This is a genomic window from Streptomyces sp. NPDC046831 (assembly GCF_040645305.1).
Lineage (GTDB): Bacteria > Actinomycetota > Actinomycetes > Streptomycetales > Streptomycetaceae > Streptomyces.
The window spans coordinates 2,382-18,654 of the sequence record NZ_JBEYXZ010000005.1; the positions used below are offsets into that span (position 1 = coordinate 2,382).

Genomic DNA, 16,273 nt, shown 5'->3' on the forward strand with positions numbered 1-16,273 from the left:
GCGACGTCACCCGTATCGGCGCCGTCCCCCGAGTCCGCGACGTCACCCGTATCGGCGCCGTCCCCCGAGTCCGCGACGTCACCCGTATCGGCGCCGTCCCCCGAGTCCGCGACGTCACCCGTATCGGCGCCGCCGCCCGAGTCCGCGACGTCCCCCGCAGCTCCGCCGTCCTCCGCCGGGCCGCGGCCCGCCGAGGCGCTGCCGCCCTCGTCCGCACCGCTCCCGGCGCCGGCGTCCTCGTCCGTGCCCGCTCCGGCGTCCGGCGCCTCGCTGTCGTCGGGACGTGCGCCGGTGTCCCGGGCGCCGCTGTCCGGCCCGGCCGGTCCGGTGTCCGCGCGCCCGGTCTCCCCGGCGCCGCCCTCGGCCCCGGCGCCCGGCGTCCCCGGCCCGGCTTCCTCCGTGGTCTCCGGCTCCGTGCTCACAGCGTGCTCCAGTCGTGATCGGGATAGCGGTGCACAGGCGCCGACACGTCGTCGAGCGCCCGGCAGATCTCGTCAGGAAGACTAAGCGCCTCCACTGACAACGCCGCCGTGAGCTGCTGCGCCGTGCGCGCGCCGACGATCGGCGCGGCCACGCCCGGCCGGTCGCGGACCCACGCGAGGGCCACCTCGAGCGGTGTCACCGCCAGTCCGTCGGCGGCCGTCGCCACCGCGTCCACGATGCGGCTCGCGGTGTCGTCGAGATACGGCGCGACGAACGCCGACAGATGCTCCGAGGCGCCCCGCGAGTCCGGCGGCGTCGAGGTGCGGTACTTGCCCGTCAGCACGCCCCGGCCCAGGGGCGAGGAGGGCAGCAGGCCGATGCCCAGGTCGAGGGCGGCCGGCAGGACCTCGCGCTCCACGCCCCGCTGCAGCAGCGAGTACTCCAGCTGCGTGCTCGCCAGCCGGGTGCGCGCGCCCGGCGCCGCGAGCTGCCAGGTCGCCGCCTTGGCGAGCTGCCAGCCGCAGTAGTTCGACACGCCCGCGTAGCGCACGCGGCCGCTGCTGACGGCCAGGTCGACGGCCTGGAGGGTCTCCTCCAGCGGGGTGACCGGGTCGAAGGCGTGGACGTGCCACAGATCGACGTAGTCGGTGCCGAGGCGGGCCAGGGAGGCGTCCAGCGCGGCCAGCAGGTGCCCGCGGGAGCCGTCGAAGCGGCGCTCCGGATCGGGCACGCTGCCGGCCTTCGTGGAGACGACGAGGTCCCGGCGGGGCACCAGGCCGTCCATGAGCCGCCCGAGCAGGTACTCCGCCTCGCCGTCGCCGTAGACGTCGGCGGTGTCGACGAGGGTGCCGCCGGCTTCCCAGAACGTCTTCAGCAGGTCCGCGGCGTCGTGCTCGTCGGTGTCCCGGCCCCAGGTCAGGGTGCCGAGGCCGATGCGGGACACGCGCAGGCCGGTACGGCCGAGATGCCTGTGCTCCATGGACGCCGAGATTACTGGCCGCCGGTGGCGCCGTGGGTTGCCTGTGGACAACCGCCGCCCGCACGGGAGACGGGGCCGCGAGCGCGGGGCCCGGTGGACGTGAGACGGATGTCGCCGCGGTGCCACCTGCCGCATCGCGCGAGCCCGCGCTAGGGTCTGGCGCACAGGAACGTTACTGATCGGTAAGGGGAAGCGGCATGAGGCTCGGGATCAACCTCGGCTACTGGGGAGCCGGCATGGACGCGGACAATCTGGCCGTCGCCCGGGAGGCGGACCGGCTCGGGTACGCCGTGTGCTGGGCGGCCGAGGCCTACGGGTCGGACGCGGCCACCGTGCTCGCCTGGGTCGCCGCGCAGACCGAGCGCATCGACGTCGGCTCGGCCATCTTCCAGATCCCGGCCCGGCAGCCCGCGATGACCGCGATGACGGCCGCGACGCTGGACTCGCTGTCCGGTGGCCGTTTCCGCCTCGGCCTGGGCGTCTCCGGGCCGCAGGTCTCCGAGGGCTGGTACGGAGTCAGGTTCGACAAGCCGCTCGCCCGCACCCGGGAGTACGTCGAGATCGTGCGGAAGGCCATGACGCGGGAGCGGCTGACCCACGACGGCGAGCACTGGACGCTGCCCCTGCCCGGCGGGCCGGGCAAGCCGATCAAGCTGACCGTCCACCCGCAGCGCGAGCACATCCCGCTCTACATCGCCGCCATCGGGCCGAAGAACCTGGAGCAGACCGGCGAGATCGCCGACGGAGCCCTGCTGATCTTCCCCTCGGCCGAGCACCTCGGGGAGACCGCGGTCAAGCACCTGAGCGCCGGGCGCGCGAAGGCCGGTAAGACGATGGAGGGCTTCGACGTCTGCCCGACCCTGCCGCTCGCCCTCGGCGACGACAAGGACGTGGCACGGCTCGCCGACACCTTCCGCCCCTACACCGCGCTGTACGTCGGCGGCATGGGCAGCCGCAAGCAGAACTTCTACAACCGGCTCGCCGGCCGCATGGGCTACGAGCGGGAGGCCGCCGAGATCCAGGACAAGTACCTCTCCGGCGACAAGCAGGGCGCCGCGGCGGCCGTGCCGCACGACCTGATCGACCGGACGACGCTGCTGGGTTCCGTCGACCGCATCGCGGACCGGATGAAGGCCTACGCGGCAGCCGGGGTCACCACCCTGACGCTGACTCCCGCGGGCTTCACGCTCGACGAGCGGATCGCCGCGCTCCGCGCCGGCACCGAGGCCCTGGAGCGCGCCGGCCTGGCCTGAGGCGGGGGCCGGCGGGGCCGGGCGCACGCAGGGCGCGAGGCGCCGTCCGGGACGTCCTGCGGCCGTGGTGGGGGCTCGGGGGTCTTCCCCGCCACGGCCGTCACGCAGCACAACGCGCCCGGGCCCGTGTGGTTACGCACGACGCGGGCGCCGGGCCGTCGGCCGTTCGGAGCAGCCGGCCCGCGCACCTGTTGCGGGGCCCCGGGGGTGCGATTTGACTCGTTGCCTGCGCGGTCCTGCAGAGAGGTGCCCACGATGTTCTCGGCCAAGAGCCTGTTCCAGGAGATCGTCGACCACGACGAGTCGTTCCGCCTGTTCTGCTCCATCGCGGCCAGCGGGGAGGCGCAGGGCGGATGGGAGAACGGCCGCATCGCCGCTCTCGTGCCCGCGGGCGAGCGCGGCCTCGCACCCAAGATCGCCCGGCATGGAGCGGACGAGGACAAGCACGGCCGCATCTTCCGCGCCCTGCTGAGGAAGCGCGGGCTGGAACCGGTCCCGGTGCCCGCCGACACCGACTACACCATGCTCCTGGAGCGGCAGGGCGTCGGCCTGGCCCACGCCAGGCTGAACGCGGACGAGCCGCTCACCGTCGAGGACATCGTGACGTACCTCGCCCACAGCCGGGTCACCGAGCAGCGGGCCGCCGAGCAGATGCTGCTGCTCCGCCGGCACTTCGGCGGCCATCCGGAGATCGGCAGGGCGGTCCGGATCATCTGCGACGACGAGGAGAACCACCTCGCCTACGCCCACGAGGAACTGCTGCGTCTCGCGTCCGCCGGGCACGGACCGCTCATCCGGCGGACGCTGCGGGCGTGCGCCCTGGCCGAGATCCGCGTCCACCGGGACGTGAGCCTCGCGGTCATGGCCCGCATGGGCCGCATCCTGGGCTGGCCGAGACGGAAGTCGGCGGTCCTCGCGGCCGGCATCCACGCGGTCCACCTCTACGAGCGGTGCGTGGGCTGGCGCCGGATGGTGCGGCTGCGCACGCCCCTGCGGCGCGACGCCCTCGGCGGACCCGCCGGCACGGCACCCGAGTACGCCTGAGCCGGACGGGCACGGGCACCCCGGGCCGTCCCCCGGCCGCCGCCCCGCGGCCGCGGCCGACGGCCCGGCGGGCCGGCGCGGAAGGGTCCGAGCGGATCGCGGCACCGGGGAGTCCGGCGCTGCGGCCGCCCGGCACCGGACGGCCCGAGGGGGCCGCGGTACACCCGGGAGCCCGGCGCCACGGCCGGCCGGCACCCGGAGTCCGGCGCTGTGGCCGAACCGCGCCGGACAGTTCGAGCGGACATCGGCCCACCGGGAGCCGGCGCAACGGAAGGCCGGCACGCGACCACCAGGAGCCGGCACAACGGAGGGCCGGCACGCGACCACCGGGAGCCCGTGCAACGGAGGGCCGGCACGCGACCACCGGGGGCCCGCGCCACGGAGGGCCGGCAAGCGACCGGCGGGCGCCGGCGCGGAACACCCCCGGGCGGCCGCGGCTACAGCCAGCCCCGCTGCTTGAACAGCCGGTACAGCACCCACTCCAGCACGGCCATCACGGCGATCACCGCCGGATACGCCCACACCCAGTGCAGCTCCGGCATGTGCTCGAAGTTCATGCCGTAGATACCGGCGATCATCGTGGGGACGGCCGCCATGGCCGCCCACGCGGAAATCTTCCGCATGTCGTCGTTCTGCTGGACGCTGATCTGCGCGAGATGCGCCGAGAGTATGTCCGAGACGAGCCGGTCCAGCCCCTCCACGGACTCGTTCACCCGGGTCAGGTGGTCGCTGACGTCGCGGAAGAAGGGGCGGGCCTCGTCCGCCACGAAGGGCACGGCCGTGCCGAGGGTGCCCAGGCCGTTGCCGGCCAGGCGGGACATGGCCGGGGCGAGCGGGCCCGTCGCCCGCCGGAACTCCGTGATCTGCCGCTTGAAGTTGTAGATCCGCGACGCGGTGTTCCGCGAACCGCCCCCCTCCGGCGTGAAGACCTCCGTCTCCAGCTCCTCCAGGTCCGTCTGGAGCTCGGTCGCCACGTCCAGGTAGTGGTCGACGGTCGTGTCCGCGATCGCGTACAGCACGGACGTGGGGCCCTTGCCCAGCATCTCGGGCTCCCGCTCCAGCCGGCTGCGCACCGCGGTCAGCCCGTCGCCCTCGCCGTGGCGCACCGTCACCACGAAGGAGTCCCCAAGGAAGATCATGATCTCGCCGGTGGACACCGTGTCGGTCTCCGGCTCGTACATCACCGGCTTCAGCACCACGAACAGCGAGTCGTCGTACACCTCCAGCTTGGGCCGCTGGTGGGCCTTGAGCGCGTCCTCCACCGCCAGCGGGTGCAGCCCGAACTCCTGGCTGACCAGGTCGAACTCCTTCTGGCTCGGCTCGTGCAGTCCCACCCACACGAAACCGCCGGCCTCCCGGGCCCCCGCCAGGGCGTCGGAGAAGTCGTCGGGACCCTCGGTGCGGTGCCCGTCGCGGTAGACGGCGCAATCGACGATCACGGAGCGTGTTCTCCTCTCGCCCGGCCTCCGCCGGATCTCCTGGTACGCCTACGCTGTCCGCATGCCCACGTTGATCCTCGTCAGGCACGGACGTTCCACCGCCAACACCGAAGGGCTGCTCGCCGGCTGGACGCCCGGCGTCGCACTGGACCAGCGCGGGGCCGCGCAGGCCGCCGCGCTGCCCGGCCGGCTCGCCGCGCTGCCGGTCGCCGAGGTCGTCACCAGCCCGCTGCAGCGCTGCCAGGAGACGCTGCGCCCGTTCCTCGACGCCCGGCCCGCACTGACCGCGCACATCGACGAGCGGATCGGGGAGTGCCACTACGGGGACTGGTCCGGACGCAAGCTCGCCGACCTCAAGGACGAGCCGCTGATGGAGGTGGTGCAGGCGTACCCGTCGGCCGCGGCCTTCCCCGGGGGCGAGTCGATGCGGGCCATGCAGACCCGCGCCGCCGAGGCGGTGCGCGAGTGGAACGCCCGCGTGGAGCGCGACCACGGAGCCGACGCCGTGTACCTCATGTGCTCGCACGGCGACATCATCAAGTCGCTCGTCGCGGACGCACTCGGTCTGCATCTCGACCTCTTCCAGCGGATCTCCGTCGAGCCGTGCTCCGTCACCGCGATCCGCTACACACGGCTGCGGCCCTTCCTGGTACGGCTCGGGGACACCGGCGACCTCGCGTCCCTGGCGCCCCGCGAGGAGCCCGCGGGCGACGACGCACCGGTCGGGGGCGGCGCGGGCGCACCGTGATCGTCGGCCGCAGTAGGGTGAAGCGGTCGCACCGTGCCGCACGCGGCCGGCGCCGGCAGCGGCACGGCACGGTGCGGCCGGCCGACTGCGCATCCCATGTCGTTGTCACGACCCCACACGATTCTCATGGAGACAGGACGTGTCCCGTCAGGTGTTCCTCTACGACCCCCCGGACCGTTTCGTGGCCGGCACGGTCGGACTGCCCGGACGCCGTACGTTCTTCCTCCAGGCCGTCGCCGGCCCCCGGGTGACCAGCGTGGCCCTGGAGAAGACCCAGGTCGCCGCGCTCGCCGAGCGCATGGACGAGCTCCTCGACGAGGTCGTACGCCGGAGCGGCGGCAACGCGGCGGTGCCCGCCGTGGCCCCCGCCGAGGTCGCCGACACCGCTCCGCTGGCCACTCCCATCGAGGAGGAGTTCCGCGTCGGCACCATGGCGCTGGCCTGGGACGGCGAGGAGCAGCGCATGATCGTCGAGGCGCAGGCCCTCGTGGAACTCGACGCCGACTCCGAGGAGGACCTCGCCGAGGCCGAGGAGCGGCTCCTGCAGGACGAGGAGAACGGCCCCCCGATGCTGCGCGTCCGGCTCACCGGCGCGCAGGCCCGCGCCTTCGCCAAGCGCGCCCTCGACGTCGTCAACGCCGGACGGCCGCCGTGCCCGCTGTGCAGCCTCCCGCTCGACCCGGAAGGACACGTATGTCCGCGCCAGAACGGATACCGCCGCGGGGCGTGACGGCGGGGCCGGTTCCCGCCGGCCCCGCCGCCGGGTCCGTGCCCGGGCCCGGCCCCTCCGCGGCGGCCGGCCCGGCCCGCTCCGCGGCCCCGTCGGCCGGCCCCGCCGAGCTGCTCGCCAAGGGCGAGCTGACCGTGCGCGGGCGCATCCGTGACGCGTCGAACGCGGCGCTGTTCTGCACGGTGACGTACGACGGCCGCGAGGCGTCCTGCGTCTACAAGCCCGTCGCCGGGGAGCGCCCGCTGTGGGACTTCCCCGACGGCACGCTCGCCGGGCGCGAGGTGGCCGCCTGGGAGGTCTCCGAAGCCACCGGCTGGGGACTCGTGCCGCCCACCGTGCTGCGCGACGGACCGTACGGCGAGGGGATGTGCCAGCTGTGGATCGACGTCGTTCCCGACGGCGAGCTGCTCGCGCTGGTGGACGGCGAGGAGGCCGGACCCGGCTGGAAGGCCATCGGCCTCGCCGAGGTCGGTGAGGACCGCACCGCGCTCCTGGTGCACGCCGACGACGAGCGGCTGCGCCGGCTGGCCGTGCTCGACGTGGTGATCAACAACGCCGACCGCAAGGGCGGCCACCTGCTGCCCGCCGCCGGGGGCAGGCTGTACGGCATCGACCACGGCGTCACCTTCAACGTCGAGGACAAGCTGCGGACCCTGCTGTGGGGCTGGGCGGGGGAGCCGCTGACCGCCGAGGCCGTCGGCGTGCTCGGCGCGCTGCGGGACGCACTGGAGCCCGGCGGGAGCCTCGCCACCCGGCTGGCCGAACTGATCACCTCCGCCGAGGTCGAGGCCACCCGCGCCCGGGTCGGGGCGCTGCTCGCGTCCGGCAGGCACCCGGAGCCCGGTGGCGAGTGGCCGGCGATTCCCTGGCCGCCGGTCTGACAGCACAGGGGCCGGTATCGCGCAAGAGCGCCGTATCGGCCGTCTCGGCCTATCCGGTTCGTAGATGGGACCGCGGTCCGGTTAGGCTCATGACATGCATGCCTGGCCCGCTTCCGAGGTCCCCGCCCTGCCTGGTCAGGGCCGCGACCTCAGGATCCACGACACCGCGACCGGCGGTCCGGTCACCCTCGACCCCGGTCCCGTCGCCCGTATCTACGTGTGCGGCATCACGCCGTACGACGCGACCCACATCGGTCACGCGGCGACCTACAACGCGTTCGACCTCGTGCAGCGCGTGTGGCTCGACACCAAGCGGCAGGTCCACTACGTCCAGAACGTGACCGATGTCGACGACCCCCTGCTGGAGCGGGCACAGCGCGACGGCGTCGACTGGGTCCGGCTGGCGGAGCAGGAGACGGCCCTGTTCCGCGAGGACATGACCGCCCTGCGCATGCTGCCCCCGCGGCACTACATAGGGGCCGTGGAGGCCATACCGGGCATCGTCCCGCTGGTCGAGCGGCTGCGGGACCTCGGCGCGGCCTACGAACTCGAGGGCGACGTCTACTTCTCCGTCGAGTCCGACCCGCGCTTCGGCTCGGTGTCCCGCCTGGACGCCGCCGCCATGCGGCTGCTGTCCGCGGAGCGCGGCGGCGATCCGGACCGGCCCGGCAAGAAGAACCCGCTCGACCCGATCCTGTGGCTGGCCGCCCGTGAGGGCGAGCCCAGCTGGGACGGCGGCTCGCTGGGTCGCGGCCGGCCCGGCTGGCACATCGAGTGCGTGGCCATCGCGCTCGACCACCTCGGGATGGGCTTCGACGTGCAGGGCGGCGGCTCCGACCTCGCCTTCCCGCACCACGAGATGGGCGCCTCGCACGCCCAGGCGCTGACCGGCGAGTTCCCGATGGCCAAGGCCTACGTGCACGCCGGCATGGTCGCCCTCGACGGCGAGAAGATGTCCAAGTCCAAGGGGAACCTGGTCTTCGTCTCGCAGCTGCGGCGCGACGGCGTGGACCCGGCCGCCATCCGGCTGGCGCTGCTCGCCCACCACTACCGGTCGGACTGGGAGTGGACCGACCAGGTGCTGCGGGACGCCGTCGCGCGGCTCGACCGCTGGCGCGCCGCCGTCTCCCGGCCGGACGGGCCCTGCGCCGACGCGCTCGTGGAGCAGATCCGCGACGCCCTCGCCGACGACCTGGACGCGCCGGCGGTCCTCGCCGCGGTCGACCGCTGGGTGGCGCTCCAGCAGGAGCGGGGCGGCGACGACACCGGCGCGCCCGGCCTCGTCTCGCGCGCCGTGGACGCCCTGCTGGGCGTGGCGCTCTGACCGACGGCACGGCGGCGCCGGGCGCGGGATGATCACCGCGCGCCCGGCGCCGCCGTGGCGCGTGCGCCGTGCCGCGTGCGGCGTGCGCCGTGCCGCGTGTGGCGGGTGCCCGGCCGGCCGTCGGGAAACGGGAGGGGGGCCGGGTGGGCGGGCCGGCGGCAGCGTGCGCCGTGGGCAGTGGGCCGGCTGTGCGCGGTGCGCGCCGGCCCGCAGGCGAGGACACGTGCTTCGGCGGACGGGACGGTGCCTGCGCCCGCTTGCCGCCTGGCTGGCCGGGGCGGCCGGTCCGGCCGAGCCGTCGCAGGCGGGACGACTTCGCCGGACCGGTGCCGAGCCGTGCCGGGGTGCGCCGGGACGCGCGGGACGCGGGGCGCGCCGGACGTGAGAGGGGGCGGTGCGATCGGCGCACCGCCCCTCTCACGTCCGGCGGGTCAGTCCTCCGACGCGTCGCCGTCGTCCGCCTCGGGCTTCGGCGGCTTGGGTGGCCGCGTACGGCCACCGGGGTTGTCCCGCAGGTACGTGCCGCCCTCACCGCCCTCCGTGGCGTGGCCGCCCGGTGCGCCGCCGCCGTCGCGGCGGCGCAGATAGCGCTCGAACTCGCGGGCGATCGCCTCGCCGGACGCCTCCGGGAGCTCGGCGGTGTCCCGGGCCTCCTCCAGCGTCTGGACGTACTCGGCGACCTCGCTGTCCTCGGCGGCCAGCTGGTCCACGCCCACCTGCCAGGCGCGGGCGTCCTCGGGCAGTTCGCCCAGCGGGATGCGCAGGTCGAGCAGGTCCTCCAGACGGTTCAGGAGGGCCAGGGTGGCCTTCGGGTTGGGCGGTTGGGAGACGTAGTGGGGGACGGCCGCCCACAGCGACACCGCCGGGACGCCGGCGTGCGTGCAGGCCTCCTGCAGGACGCCCACGATGCCCGTGGGGCCCTCGTACTTGGTCTCCTCCAGGTCCATGCGGCGGGCCAGATCCGGGTCGGACGTGGTCCCGCTGATCGGGACCGGACGCGTGTGCGGGGTGTCGCCGAGCAGGGCGCCCAGGATGACCACCAGCTCCACGCCCAGCTCGTGCGCGAAGCCGAGCAGCTCGTTGCAGAACGAGCGCCAGCGCATGGACGGCTCGATGCCGCGGACCAGCACCAGGTCGCGCGGCTTGTCGCCGCCGACCCGGACCACCGACAACCTTGTCGTCGGCCAGGTGATCTTGCGGACGCCGGCCTCCATGAACACCGTGGGGCGGTTCACCTGGAAGTCGTAGTAGTCCTCGGCGTCCAGCGCCGCGAACACCTCGCCCTTCCACTCCCGTTCCAGGTGCGCGACCGCGGTGGAGGCGGCGTCGCCGGCATCGTTCCAGCCCTCGAACGCGGCCACCATGACCGGGTCGATCAGCTCGGGAACCCCCTCGAGCTCGATCACCCAGTGCCTCCTTCCGACGTGCCCTCGCGTACGTCACAACCTTACGGCGTGCCGCACATACGCCCGCAGCCCCTTGCACAGGGGAGTGAACGGATCACTGCCCCGCCGACCGGCCCGGAACACTTCGGATTCATCCGATCTGTAGGCGCCGCTATGGGCGTCGACCGGGAGCAGGCCCCCGGTAGGGCCCCATTCGTCCGACGACCGCCGACCTGTGCTGTCCGGTGAGGACGCGCCCGTCGGCGGCCCGGGACAGTGGGGCGGGGGCGCGCCGGGGGGTGCCCGTCCTCGGACCGGCGCGAGCTCGGTTTCTCCATGAGCGCACCCGGCGTCGACGCGCCGGCCGCTGCGGGCGGGCACCCCCCGACACGCCCCCTCCCGTCCGTGGGCGGCCGCGGCACCGTCCGGCGAAGAGGGCATGAGCATCCGTCAAGGGCGGGTCCGGGACTCCTGCCGGGCACCGCATCATCCCTCCCGTCCGTGGGTGGCTGCCAGGCCGCTCGGTGTACGGGACGCAGCATCCGTCGTGGGCGGACTGCTGGACCTCCCGGGCATCGCATGTGCGGGGGAGGGGGGAGGGGTCTCAGGGGGTGCCGCGCAGCCACTGTTCCGTGCTCGCGATGTGCACCGTGGCCCACGAGCGTGCCGCCTCCGCGTCCCGGTCGCGCAGCGCACTCAGGATCGCGCGGTGTTCGAGGAGCATCCGGCCGGCCGCGTCGTCCTGGCCCCGCCGGAGCCGGGCCCGCGCGGTGGGAGCGGAGATGCCGTCGAGCAGCGAGCACAGCACGGAGTTGCCCGAGCAGCGCACGACGTCCCGGTGGAACTGCAGGTCCGCGGCGGCCAGTTCGTCCATGGACGGCTCCGCGCCGAGCGCGTCCAACCGGGCCGCCAGTGCGTCCAGTTGCTCCGCGCTGATGCGGGCCGCCGCCAAAGCCGTCGCGGCCGGTTCCAGGATGCGGCGCACGGCGAGGAACTCCAGCACGGTGTCGTCGCGGTGGAGGTCGACGACGAAGCTCAGCGCCTCCAGCAGAAGGGGCGGGGCCAGGCTGGTCACGTACGTGCCGTCGCCCTGGCGCACGTCCAGCACGCGGATCAGCGCCAGGGCCCGCACCGCCTCCCGCAGGGAGTTGCGCGACAGGCCCAGTTGGGCGGCCAGTTCGCTCTCCCGGGGCAGCCGGTCACCGGGCCGCAGCGCGCCCGAGACGATCATCGCCTTGATCCTTTCGATCGCCTCGTCGGTCACTGCCATGGCCGGGCCCCTCACCGAGACATCGGACGTGCTGACCGAAGTATGGACGCGTGACCCCCCTGAACGGGAGGGGGACGCCCGGCCGCGGGGGGCACGCCGACGGGGCGGCCCCGTGCGCCAGGAGCCGCCCCGTCCGCGCCGCCCGCCCCCCCGTGCGGGGGGAGCGGGCGCTCAGCGCTGCCCGGTGATCACTTCTTGTCGAGCAGGTCCTGGACCTTCGACCGGACCTCGTCCGTGGCCAGGCCGCGGATCGTCAGCGTCGTACGGCGGCGCAGCACGTCGTCCGCCGTCTCGGCCCACTCGTTGTCCCGGGCCCAGACGACCTGCGCCCAGATCTCCGGGGCGTCCGGGTGGACGCGCTCGGCCAGCTCCGGGCTCTCGTTGGCCAGCCGGGCGATGTCGAACGCCAGCGAGCCGTAGTGGGTCGCCAGGTGCCGGGCGGTGTCCGCGGCCATGCGCGGGCCCGGCGCCGGGCGGTCGACCAGCAGGCGGTGGGCGACCGCGCGCGGGTTGGCGATGCCCGGCAGCGGCAGCTTCTTCGGCAGCGAGGAGATCGGCTCGAAGTCGTCGCCGAGCGGGTGGCCCGGCAGCGTCTCCAGCTTCTTCATGACCGTGCGGCCGATGTGGCGGAAGGTCGTCCACTTGCCGCCCGCGACGGACAGCATGCCGCCCCGGCCCTCGGTCACGACCGTCTCGCGCTTGGCCTTGGCCGTGTCGGAGGGGCCGCCCGGCAGCACCCGCAGGCCGGCGAAGGCGTAGGTGATCAGGTCACGGCTGAGCTGCTGGTCGCGGACGGAGAAGGCGGCCTCGTCAAGTATCTGCGCGATGTCCTTCTCGTTGACCGCGACGTCCGCCGGGTCGCCCTCGTACTCCTCGTCGGTCGTGCCGAGCAGGAGCATGTCCTCCCAGGGGAGGGCGAAGGTGATGCGGTACTTGTCGATCGGGGTGGCGAGCGCGGCCTTCCACGGGGAGGTGCGCTTCAGCACCAGGTGGGCGCCCTTCGACAGGCGGATGGACGGCGCCGCGTTCGGGTCCTCCATCCGGCGCAGGTGGTCGACCCACGGGCCGGTCGCGTTCAGCACCAGACGGGCGTCGACCCCGAACTCGTCGCCCGACAGGCGGTCCTTGAGCTCGGCGCCGGTGACCCGGCCCCGGGTGAAGCGCAGGCCGGTGACCTCCGCGTGGTTGAGCACGACCGCGCCCGACTCGACGGCCGCGCGGACCGTCATCAGCGCCATGCGCGCGTCGTTCATCTGGTCGTCGCCGTAGACGGCCACGGCCTTGAGGTTCTCGGTACGCAGCTCGGGCACGTCCTGAGCGGCCTTCGCCGGGCTCAGCAGGTGGCCCACGCCGTCACCGAAGGCGGAGAGCGCGGAGTAGGCGAAGACGCCCGCCCCGAGCTTCGCCGCGCCGTGCGGCCCGCCCTTGTACACGGGGAGGTAGAAGGTGAGCGGGTTCGCCAGGTGGGGGGCCACCTGGCGGGAGACCGCACGGCGCTCGAAGTGGTTCTCCGCCACGAGCTTCACCGCGCCGGTCTGCAGGTAGCGCAGACCGCCGTGGAGCAGCTTGGAGGAGGCGGAGGAGGTGGCGCCGGCGAAGTCGCCGGCGTCGACCAGGGCCACCCTGAGGCCGGACTGCGCGGCGTGCCAGGCGGTGGAGATGCCCAGGATGCCGCCGCCGATCACGAGGAGGTCGTACGTCGCCTTCGCAAGCTGCTCCCGGGTCTCGGCACGGCTCGGGTTGGAGCCGGAGGCCGGGTGCGTCCCCAGGGCAGGCACGGACTGCAGGGTGGACTGACTGGTCATTGCGGTTTCTTACTCCTCGTCGGTTTCGTCGGCGATCCAGCCCATGGTCCGCTCGACGGCCTTGTGCCAGTTCTTGTACTCACGGTCGCGGGTGGCCGCTTCCATGCGGGGGGTCCACTCGGCGGCCCGGCGCCAGTTGGCACGCAGGTCGTCGGTGCTGTTCCAGAAGCCGACGGCGAGGCCGGCGGCGTAGGCGGCGCCGAGGCAGGTGGTCTCGGCGACCATCGGGCGCACCACGGGGGCGTCCAGGAAGTCCGAGAGCGTCTGCATCAGCAGGTTGTTGGAGGTCATGCCGCCGTCGACCTTGAGGGCGGTGAGCTCCACGCCGGAGTCCTTGGTCATGGCGTCGGCGATCTCCCGCGTCTGCCAGGCGGTGGCCTCCAGGACGGCGCGCGCGAGGTGCGCCTTGGTGACGTACCGGGTCAGGCCGGCGATCACACCGCGGGCGTCGGAGCGCCAGTACGGGGCGAACAGGCCCGAGAAGGCCGGCACGAAGTAGGCGCCGCCGTTGTCCTCGACCGAGAGCGCGAGCGTCTCGATCTCGGCGGCGGTGGAGATCAGGCCCATCTGGTCGCGCATCCACTGCACCAGGGAGCCGGTGACGGCGATCGAGCCCTCCAGGGCGTAGACCGGCTTGTCGTCACCGATCTGGTAGCCGACCGTGGTCAGCAGGCCCGAGTAGGAGTTGATGATCTTGTCACCGGTGTTCATCACCATGAAGGTGCCGGTGCCGTAGGTCGACTTGGTCTCGCCCTCGGAGAAGCAGGTCTGGCCGAACAGGGCCGCCTGCTGGTCGCCGAGCGCGGAGGCGACCGGGATGCCGCCGAGCAGGTCGCCCAGCTTGCCGCCCTTGATCTCGCCGTAGACCTCGGCGGAGGAGCGGATCTCGGGCAGGATCTGCGCCGGCACGCCGATCGACTCGCAGATTCTGTGGTCCCACTCCAGGGAGTGGAGGTTCATCAGCAGCGTGCGGGAGGCGTTGGTGACGTCGGTGACGTGCCTGCCGCCGTCGACACCGCCGGTCAGGTTCCAGATGACCCAGGTGTCCATGGTGCCGAAGAGGATGTCGCCCGCCTCGGCGCGCTCGCGCAGCCCGTCGACGTGGTCGAGCAGCCAGCGGGCCTTGGGGCCGGCGAAGTAGGAGGCCAGGGGCAGACCGGTCTCGCGGCGGAAGCGGTCCTGGCCGACGTTGCGGCCGAGCTCCCTGCACAGGGCGTCGGTGCGGGTGTCCTGCCAGACGATGGCGTTGTGGACGGGCTCACCGGTGTTCCTGTCCCACAGCACGGTCGTCTCGCGCTGGTTGGTGATGCCGATGGCCTTGATGTCGTCGCGGGTGATGCCGGCCTTCTCGATGGCTCCGGCGACGACCTCCTGGACGTTGGTCCAGATCTCGGTGGCGTCGTGCTCGACCCATCCCGGCTTGGGGAAGATCTGCTCGTGCTCCTTCTGGTCGACGGAGACGATGCGGCCGTCGCGGTCGAAGACGATGCAGCGCGAGGACGTGGTGCCCTGGTCGATGGCGGCGATGAACGGGCCGTGGCCGTGGGATGCGATGCCGGCGGTGTGGGCGTCGGTCACTGTGTGCTCCAGAGGGTTCCGGGGTCCGGGGGCTTGTCTGTACGGGGCGGTGGTGTGCGCTCAGGCGTTCCTGTGCGGCCGCGGTTCCTAGGCGAACACGACGTTGTAGAGGCCTGCGGCGATCGCGCCGCCGACGAGCGGACCGACCACCGGGATCCAGGCGTAGCCCCAGTCGGAGCCGCCCTTGTTGGGCAGGGGCAGCAGGGCGTGCACGATGCGCGGACCGAGGTCGCGGGCCGGGTTGATCGCGTAGCCCGTCGGGCCGCCGAGCGACAGACCGATGGAGACGACCACGAAGGCGGTGATCAGGCCGCCGAGGACGCCCAGGCCGTTGCCCTCGGCGTTGAGGCCCTGGGTGAGCACGGCGAGCAGCAGCACCACGGTGCCGATGATCTCCGTGACGAGGTTCTGCACGGTGTTCCGGATCTCCGGGCCGGTGGAGAAGATGCCGAGGACGGGGCCGGCGCCCTTCTCCTGCGCCTCCACGGCCTTCGTCGTGGTGGCCTGCGCGCCCGGACCGCCGACGATCTCCCGGTCGGTCAGGTGGGCCTGGAACTGGCCGTAGTAGGTGGCCCAGACCAGGGCCGAGCCGATCATCGCGCCCAGCAGCTGGCCGGCGAAGTAGACCGGGACGTCGCTCCACGCGCCGTCCTTGATGGCCAGTGCCAGCGTCACCGCGGGGTTGAGGTGGGCACCGGACAGCGGGCCCGAGATGTAGACCGCCGTCATGACGGCGAAGCCCCACCCGAAGGCGATGGCGAGCCAGCCGGCGTTGCGTGCCTTGGAGGCCTTCAGCGTCACGGCGGCGCAGACTCCGCCGCCGAGCAGGATGAGTATGGCGGTACCGATGGTCTCGCCGATGAAGATGTCGGAGCTGGACACCCGCGACTCCTTTGTCCTTCGTCCAGGGTCAGCCGAACCCCGGGTCCCTCCGGGGGTCTGGCGCCCTCGGGGGTGAGAGCGAATTCGGCCTCTGGCAGTGCCACACTCTAACGCTTATTGCCGGTAGGTGTTCGACAATGCCGACCGATGGACGGGAGTCTTGCCCCGGGGTAAGGCGGCCGTCAAGAGGTCTGTTATCGAATGCAGGATCGTTATTGATCGTCGCGACCTATCGATCTCCCTGTCCCGGTGAGGGGGCTCTACGCACGGGTGTCCGACCGCTGAGTCCTGCCCCGCCGCGCTTCCGGGCATGCCGGGAACCGGGACGCCCCTGGGCGTCCCGGTCACGTTTTCCGGTTCTGCGGCAGACGGCCCGCGCCGCGGCGGGACATGTCCGACACGCCGGGGCCTGTCCGATGCGGGCCCGCGGGCCCCGGCCCGGTGTGCCGCGCCGGACGCCGTGGCCGGCGGCGCCGGCTCGGGCTCGGCCACGCGCACGGCGCCGAAGGCCCTACTCGTGCTTACGGCACCG

At 73.4% G+C, this 16,273-nt stretch carries 13 protein-coding genes and 1 pseudogene; 6 read left to right on the forward strand and 8 right to left on the reverse strand.

Annotated features, from left to right (window positions below; genetic code table 11):
• Together ABZ920_RS06470 and ABZ920_RS06475 are read right to left on the reverse strand one after the other, a co-directional pair.
• Nucleotides 1-422, reverse strand: a pseudogene (locus tag ABZ920_RS06470) (hypothetical protein); the annotation flags it as partial.
• Nucleotides 419-1,402, reverse strand: a complete 984-nt coding sequence (locus tag ABZ920_RS06475; RefSeq protein WP_361499437.1) for an aldo/keto reductase — start codon at nt 1,400-1,402, stop codon at nt 419-421. The pseudogene ABZ920_RS06470 and the gene ABZ920_RS06475, both read right to left, overlap by 4 nt.
• A 197-nt stretch (nt 1,403-1,599) precedes the next feature.
• Between ABZ920_RS06475 and ABZ920_RS06480 the strand changes: the two genes are divergently transcribed.
• Nucleotides 1,600-2,655: an LLM class F420-dependent oxidoreductase gene (locus tag ABZ920_RS06480; protein WP_361499439.1), complete on the forward strand. Its 1,056-nt coding sequence runs from the start codon at nt 1,600-1,602 to the stop codon at nt 2,653-2,655.
• 255 nt (nt 2,656-2,910) lie between these two features.
• Nucleotides 2,911-3,699: a ferritin-like domain-containing protein gene (locus ABZ920_RS06485; RefSeq protein ID WP_361499441.1), complete on the forward strand. Its 789-nt coding sequence runs from the start codon at nt 2,911-2,913 to the stop codon at nt 3,697-3,699.
• 437 nt (nt 3,700-4,136) lie between these two features.
• On the opposite strand, the gene corA is transcribed toward ABZ920_RS06485, so the two are convergent.
• A complete protein-coding gene (gene corA, locus ABZ920_RS06490) occupies nt 4,137-5,138 on the reverse strand; it encodes a magnesium/cobalt transporter CorA (protein WP_361499443.1) in 1,002 nt (333 codons plus the stop codon).
• A 61-nt stretch (nt 5,139-5,199) separates the two neighbouring features.
• Between corA and ABZ920_RS06495 the strand changes: the two genes are divergently transcribed.
• The 4 genes from ABZ920_RS06495 (at nt 5,200) to mshC (ending at nt 8,821) form a co-directional block, all read left to right on the forward strand.
• A complete protein-coding gene (locus ABZ920_RS06495) occupies nt 5,200-5,886 on the forward strand; it encodes a histidine phosphatase family protein (protein ID WP_361499445.1) in 687 nt (228 codons plus the stop codon).
• A 139-nt stretch (nt 5,887-6,025) separates the two neighbouring features.
• Nucleotides 6,026-6,616 (forward strand): DUF3090 domain-containing protein, encoded by a 591-nt coding sequence (locus tag ABZ920_RS06500; RefSeq protein ID WP_361499447.1) that lies wholly within the window; start codon nt 6,026-6,028, stop codon nt 6,614-6,616.
• Nucleotides 6,580-7,497, forward strand: a complete 918-nt coding sequence (locus ABZ920_RS06505; protein WP_361499448.1) for an SCO1664 family protein — start codon at nt 6,580-6,582, stop codon at nt 7,495-7,497. The genes ABZ920_RS06500 and ABZ920_RS06505 overlap by 37 nt, the downstream gene beginning before the upstream one ends.
• 94 nt (nt 7,498-7,591) lie before the next feature.
• Nucleotides 7,592-8,821, forward strand: a complete 1,230-nt coding sequence (gene mshC / locus ABZ920_RS06510; RefSeq protein WP_361499450.1) for a cysteine--1-D-myo-inosityl 2-amino-2-deoxy-alpha-D-glucopyranoside ligase — start codon at nt 7,592-7,594, stop codon at nt 8,819-8,821.
• Between the two features lie 431 nt (nt 8,822-9,252).
• Here the strand turns inward: mshC and ABZ920_RS06515 are convergent, their stop codons facing one another.
• The 5 genes from ABZ920_RS06515 to ABZ920_RS06535 all read right to left on the reverse strand — a co-directional run bounded on the left by ABZ920_RS06515 (nt 9,253) and on the right by ABZ920_RS06535 (nt 15,741).
• The gene (locus tag ABZ920_RS06515) at nt 9,253-10,227 is read right to left on the reverse strand and encodes a PAC2 family protein (RefSeq protein WP_361499452.1); all 975 of its coding nucleotides are present in this window, start codon (nt 10,225-10,227) and stop codon (nt 9,253-9,255) included.
• Between the two features lie 583 nt (nt 10,228-10,810).
• Nucleotides 10,811-11,476 carry an FCD domain-containing protein gene (locus ABZ920_RS06520; protein WP_361499454.1) on the reverse strand — a complete coding sequence of 222 codons (666 nt, stop codon included), beginning with the start codon at nt 11,474-11,476 and terminating at the stop codon, nt 10,811-10,813.
• Between the two features lie 188 nt (nt 11,477-11,664).
• Nucleotides 11,665-13,281, reverse strand: coding sequence for a glycerol-3-phosphate dehydrogenase/oxidase (locus tag ABZ920_RS06525; protein ID WP_361499456.1), 1,617 nt, complete (start codon nt 13,279-13,281; stop codon nt 11,665-11,667).
• A gap of 9 nt (nt 13,282-13,290) precedes the next feature.
• Nucleotides 13,291-14,859 (reverse strand): glycerol kinase GlpK, encoded by a 1,569-nt coding sequence (gene glpK, locus ABZ920_RS06530; RefSeq protein WP_361499458.1) that lies wholly within the window; start codon nt 14,857-14,859, stop codon nt 13,291-13,293.
• Nucleotides 14,860-14,946: 87 nt separating this feature from the next.
• Nucleotides 14,947-15,741 carry an MIP/aquaporin family protein gene (locus ABZ920_RS06535; RefSeq protein ID WP_361499460.1) on the reverse strand — a complete coding sequence of 265 codons (795 nt, stop codon included), beginning with the start codon at nt 15,739-15,741 and terminating at the stop codon, nt 14,947-14,949.
• Nucleotides 15,742-16,273: the final 532 nt, after the last annotated feature.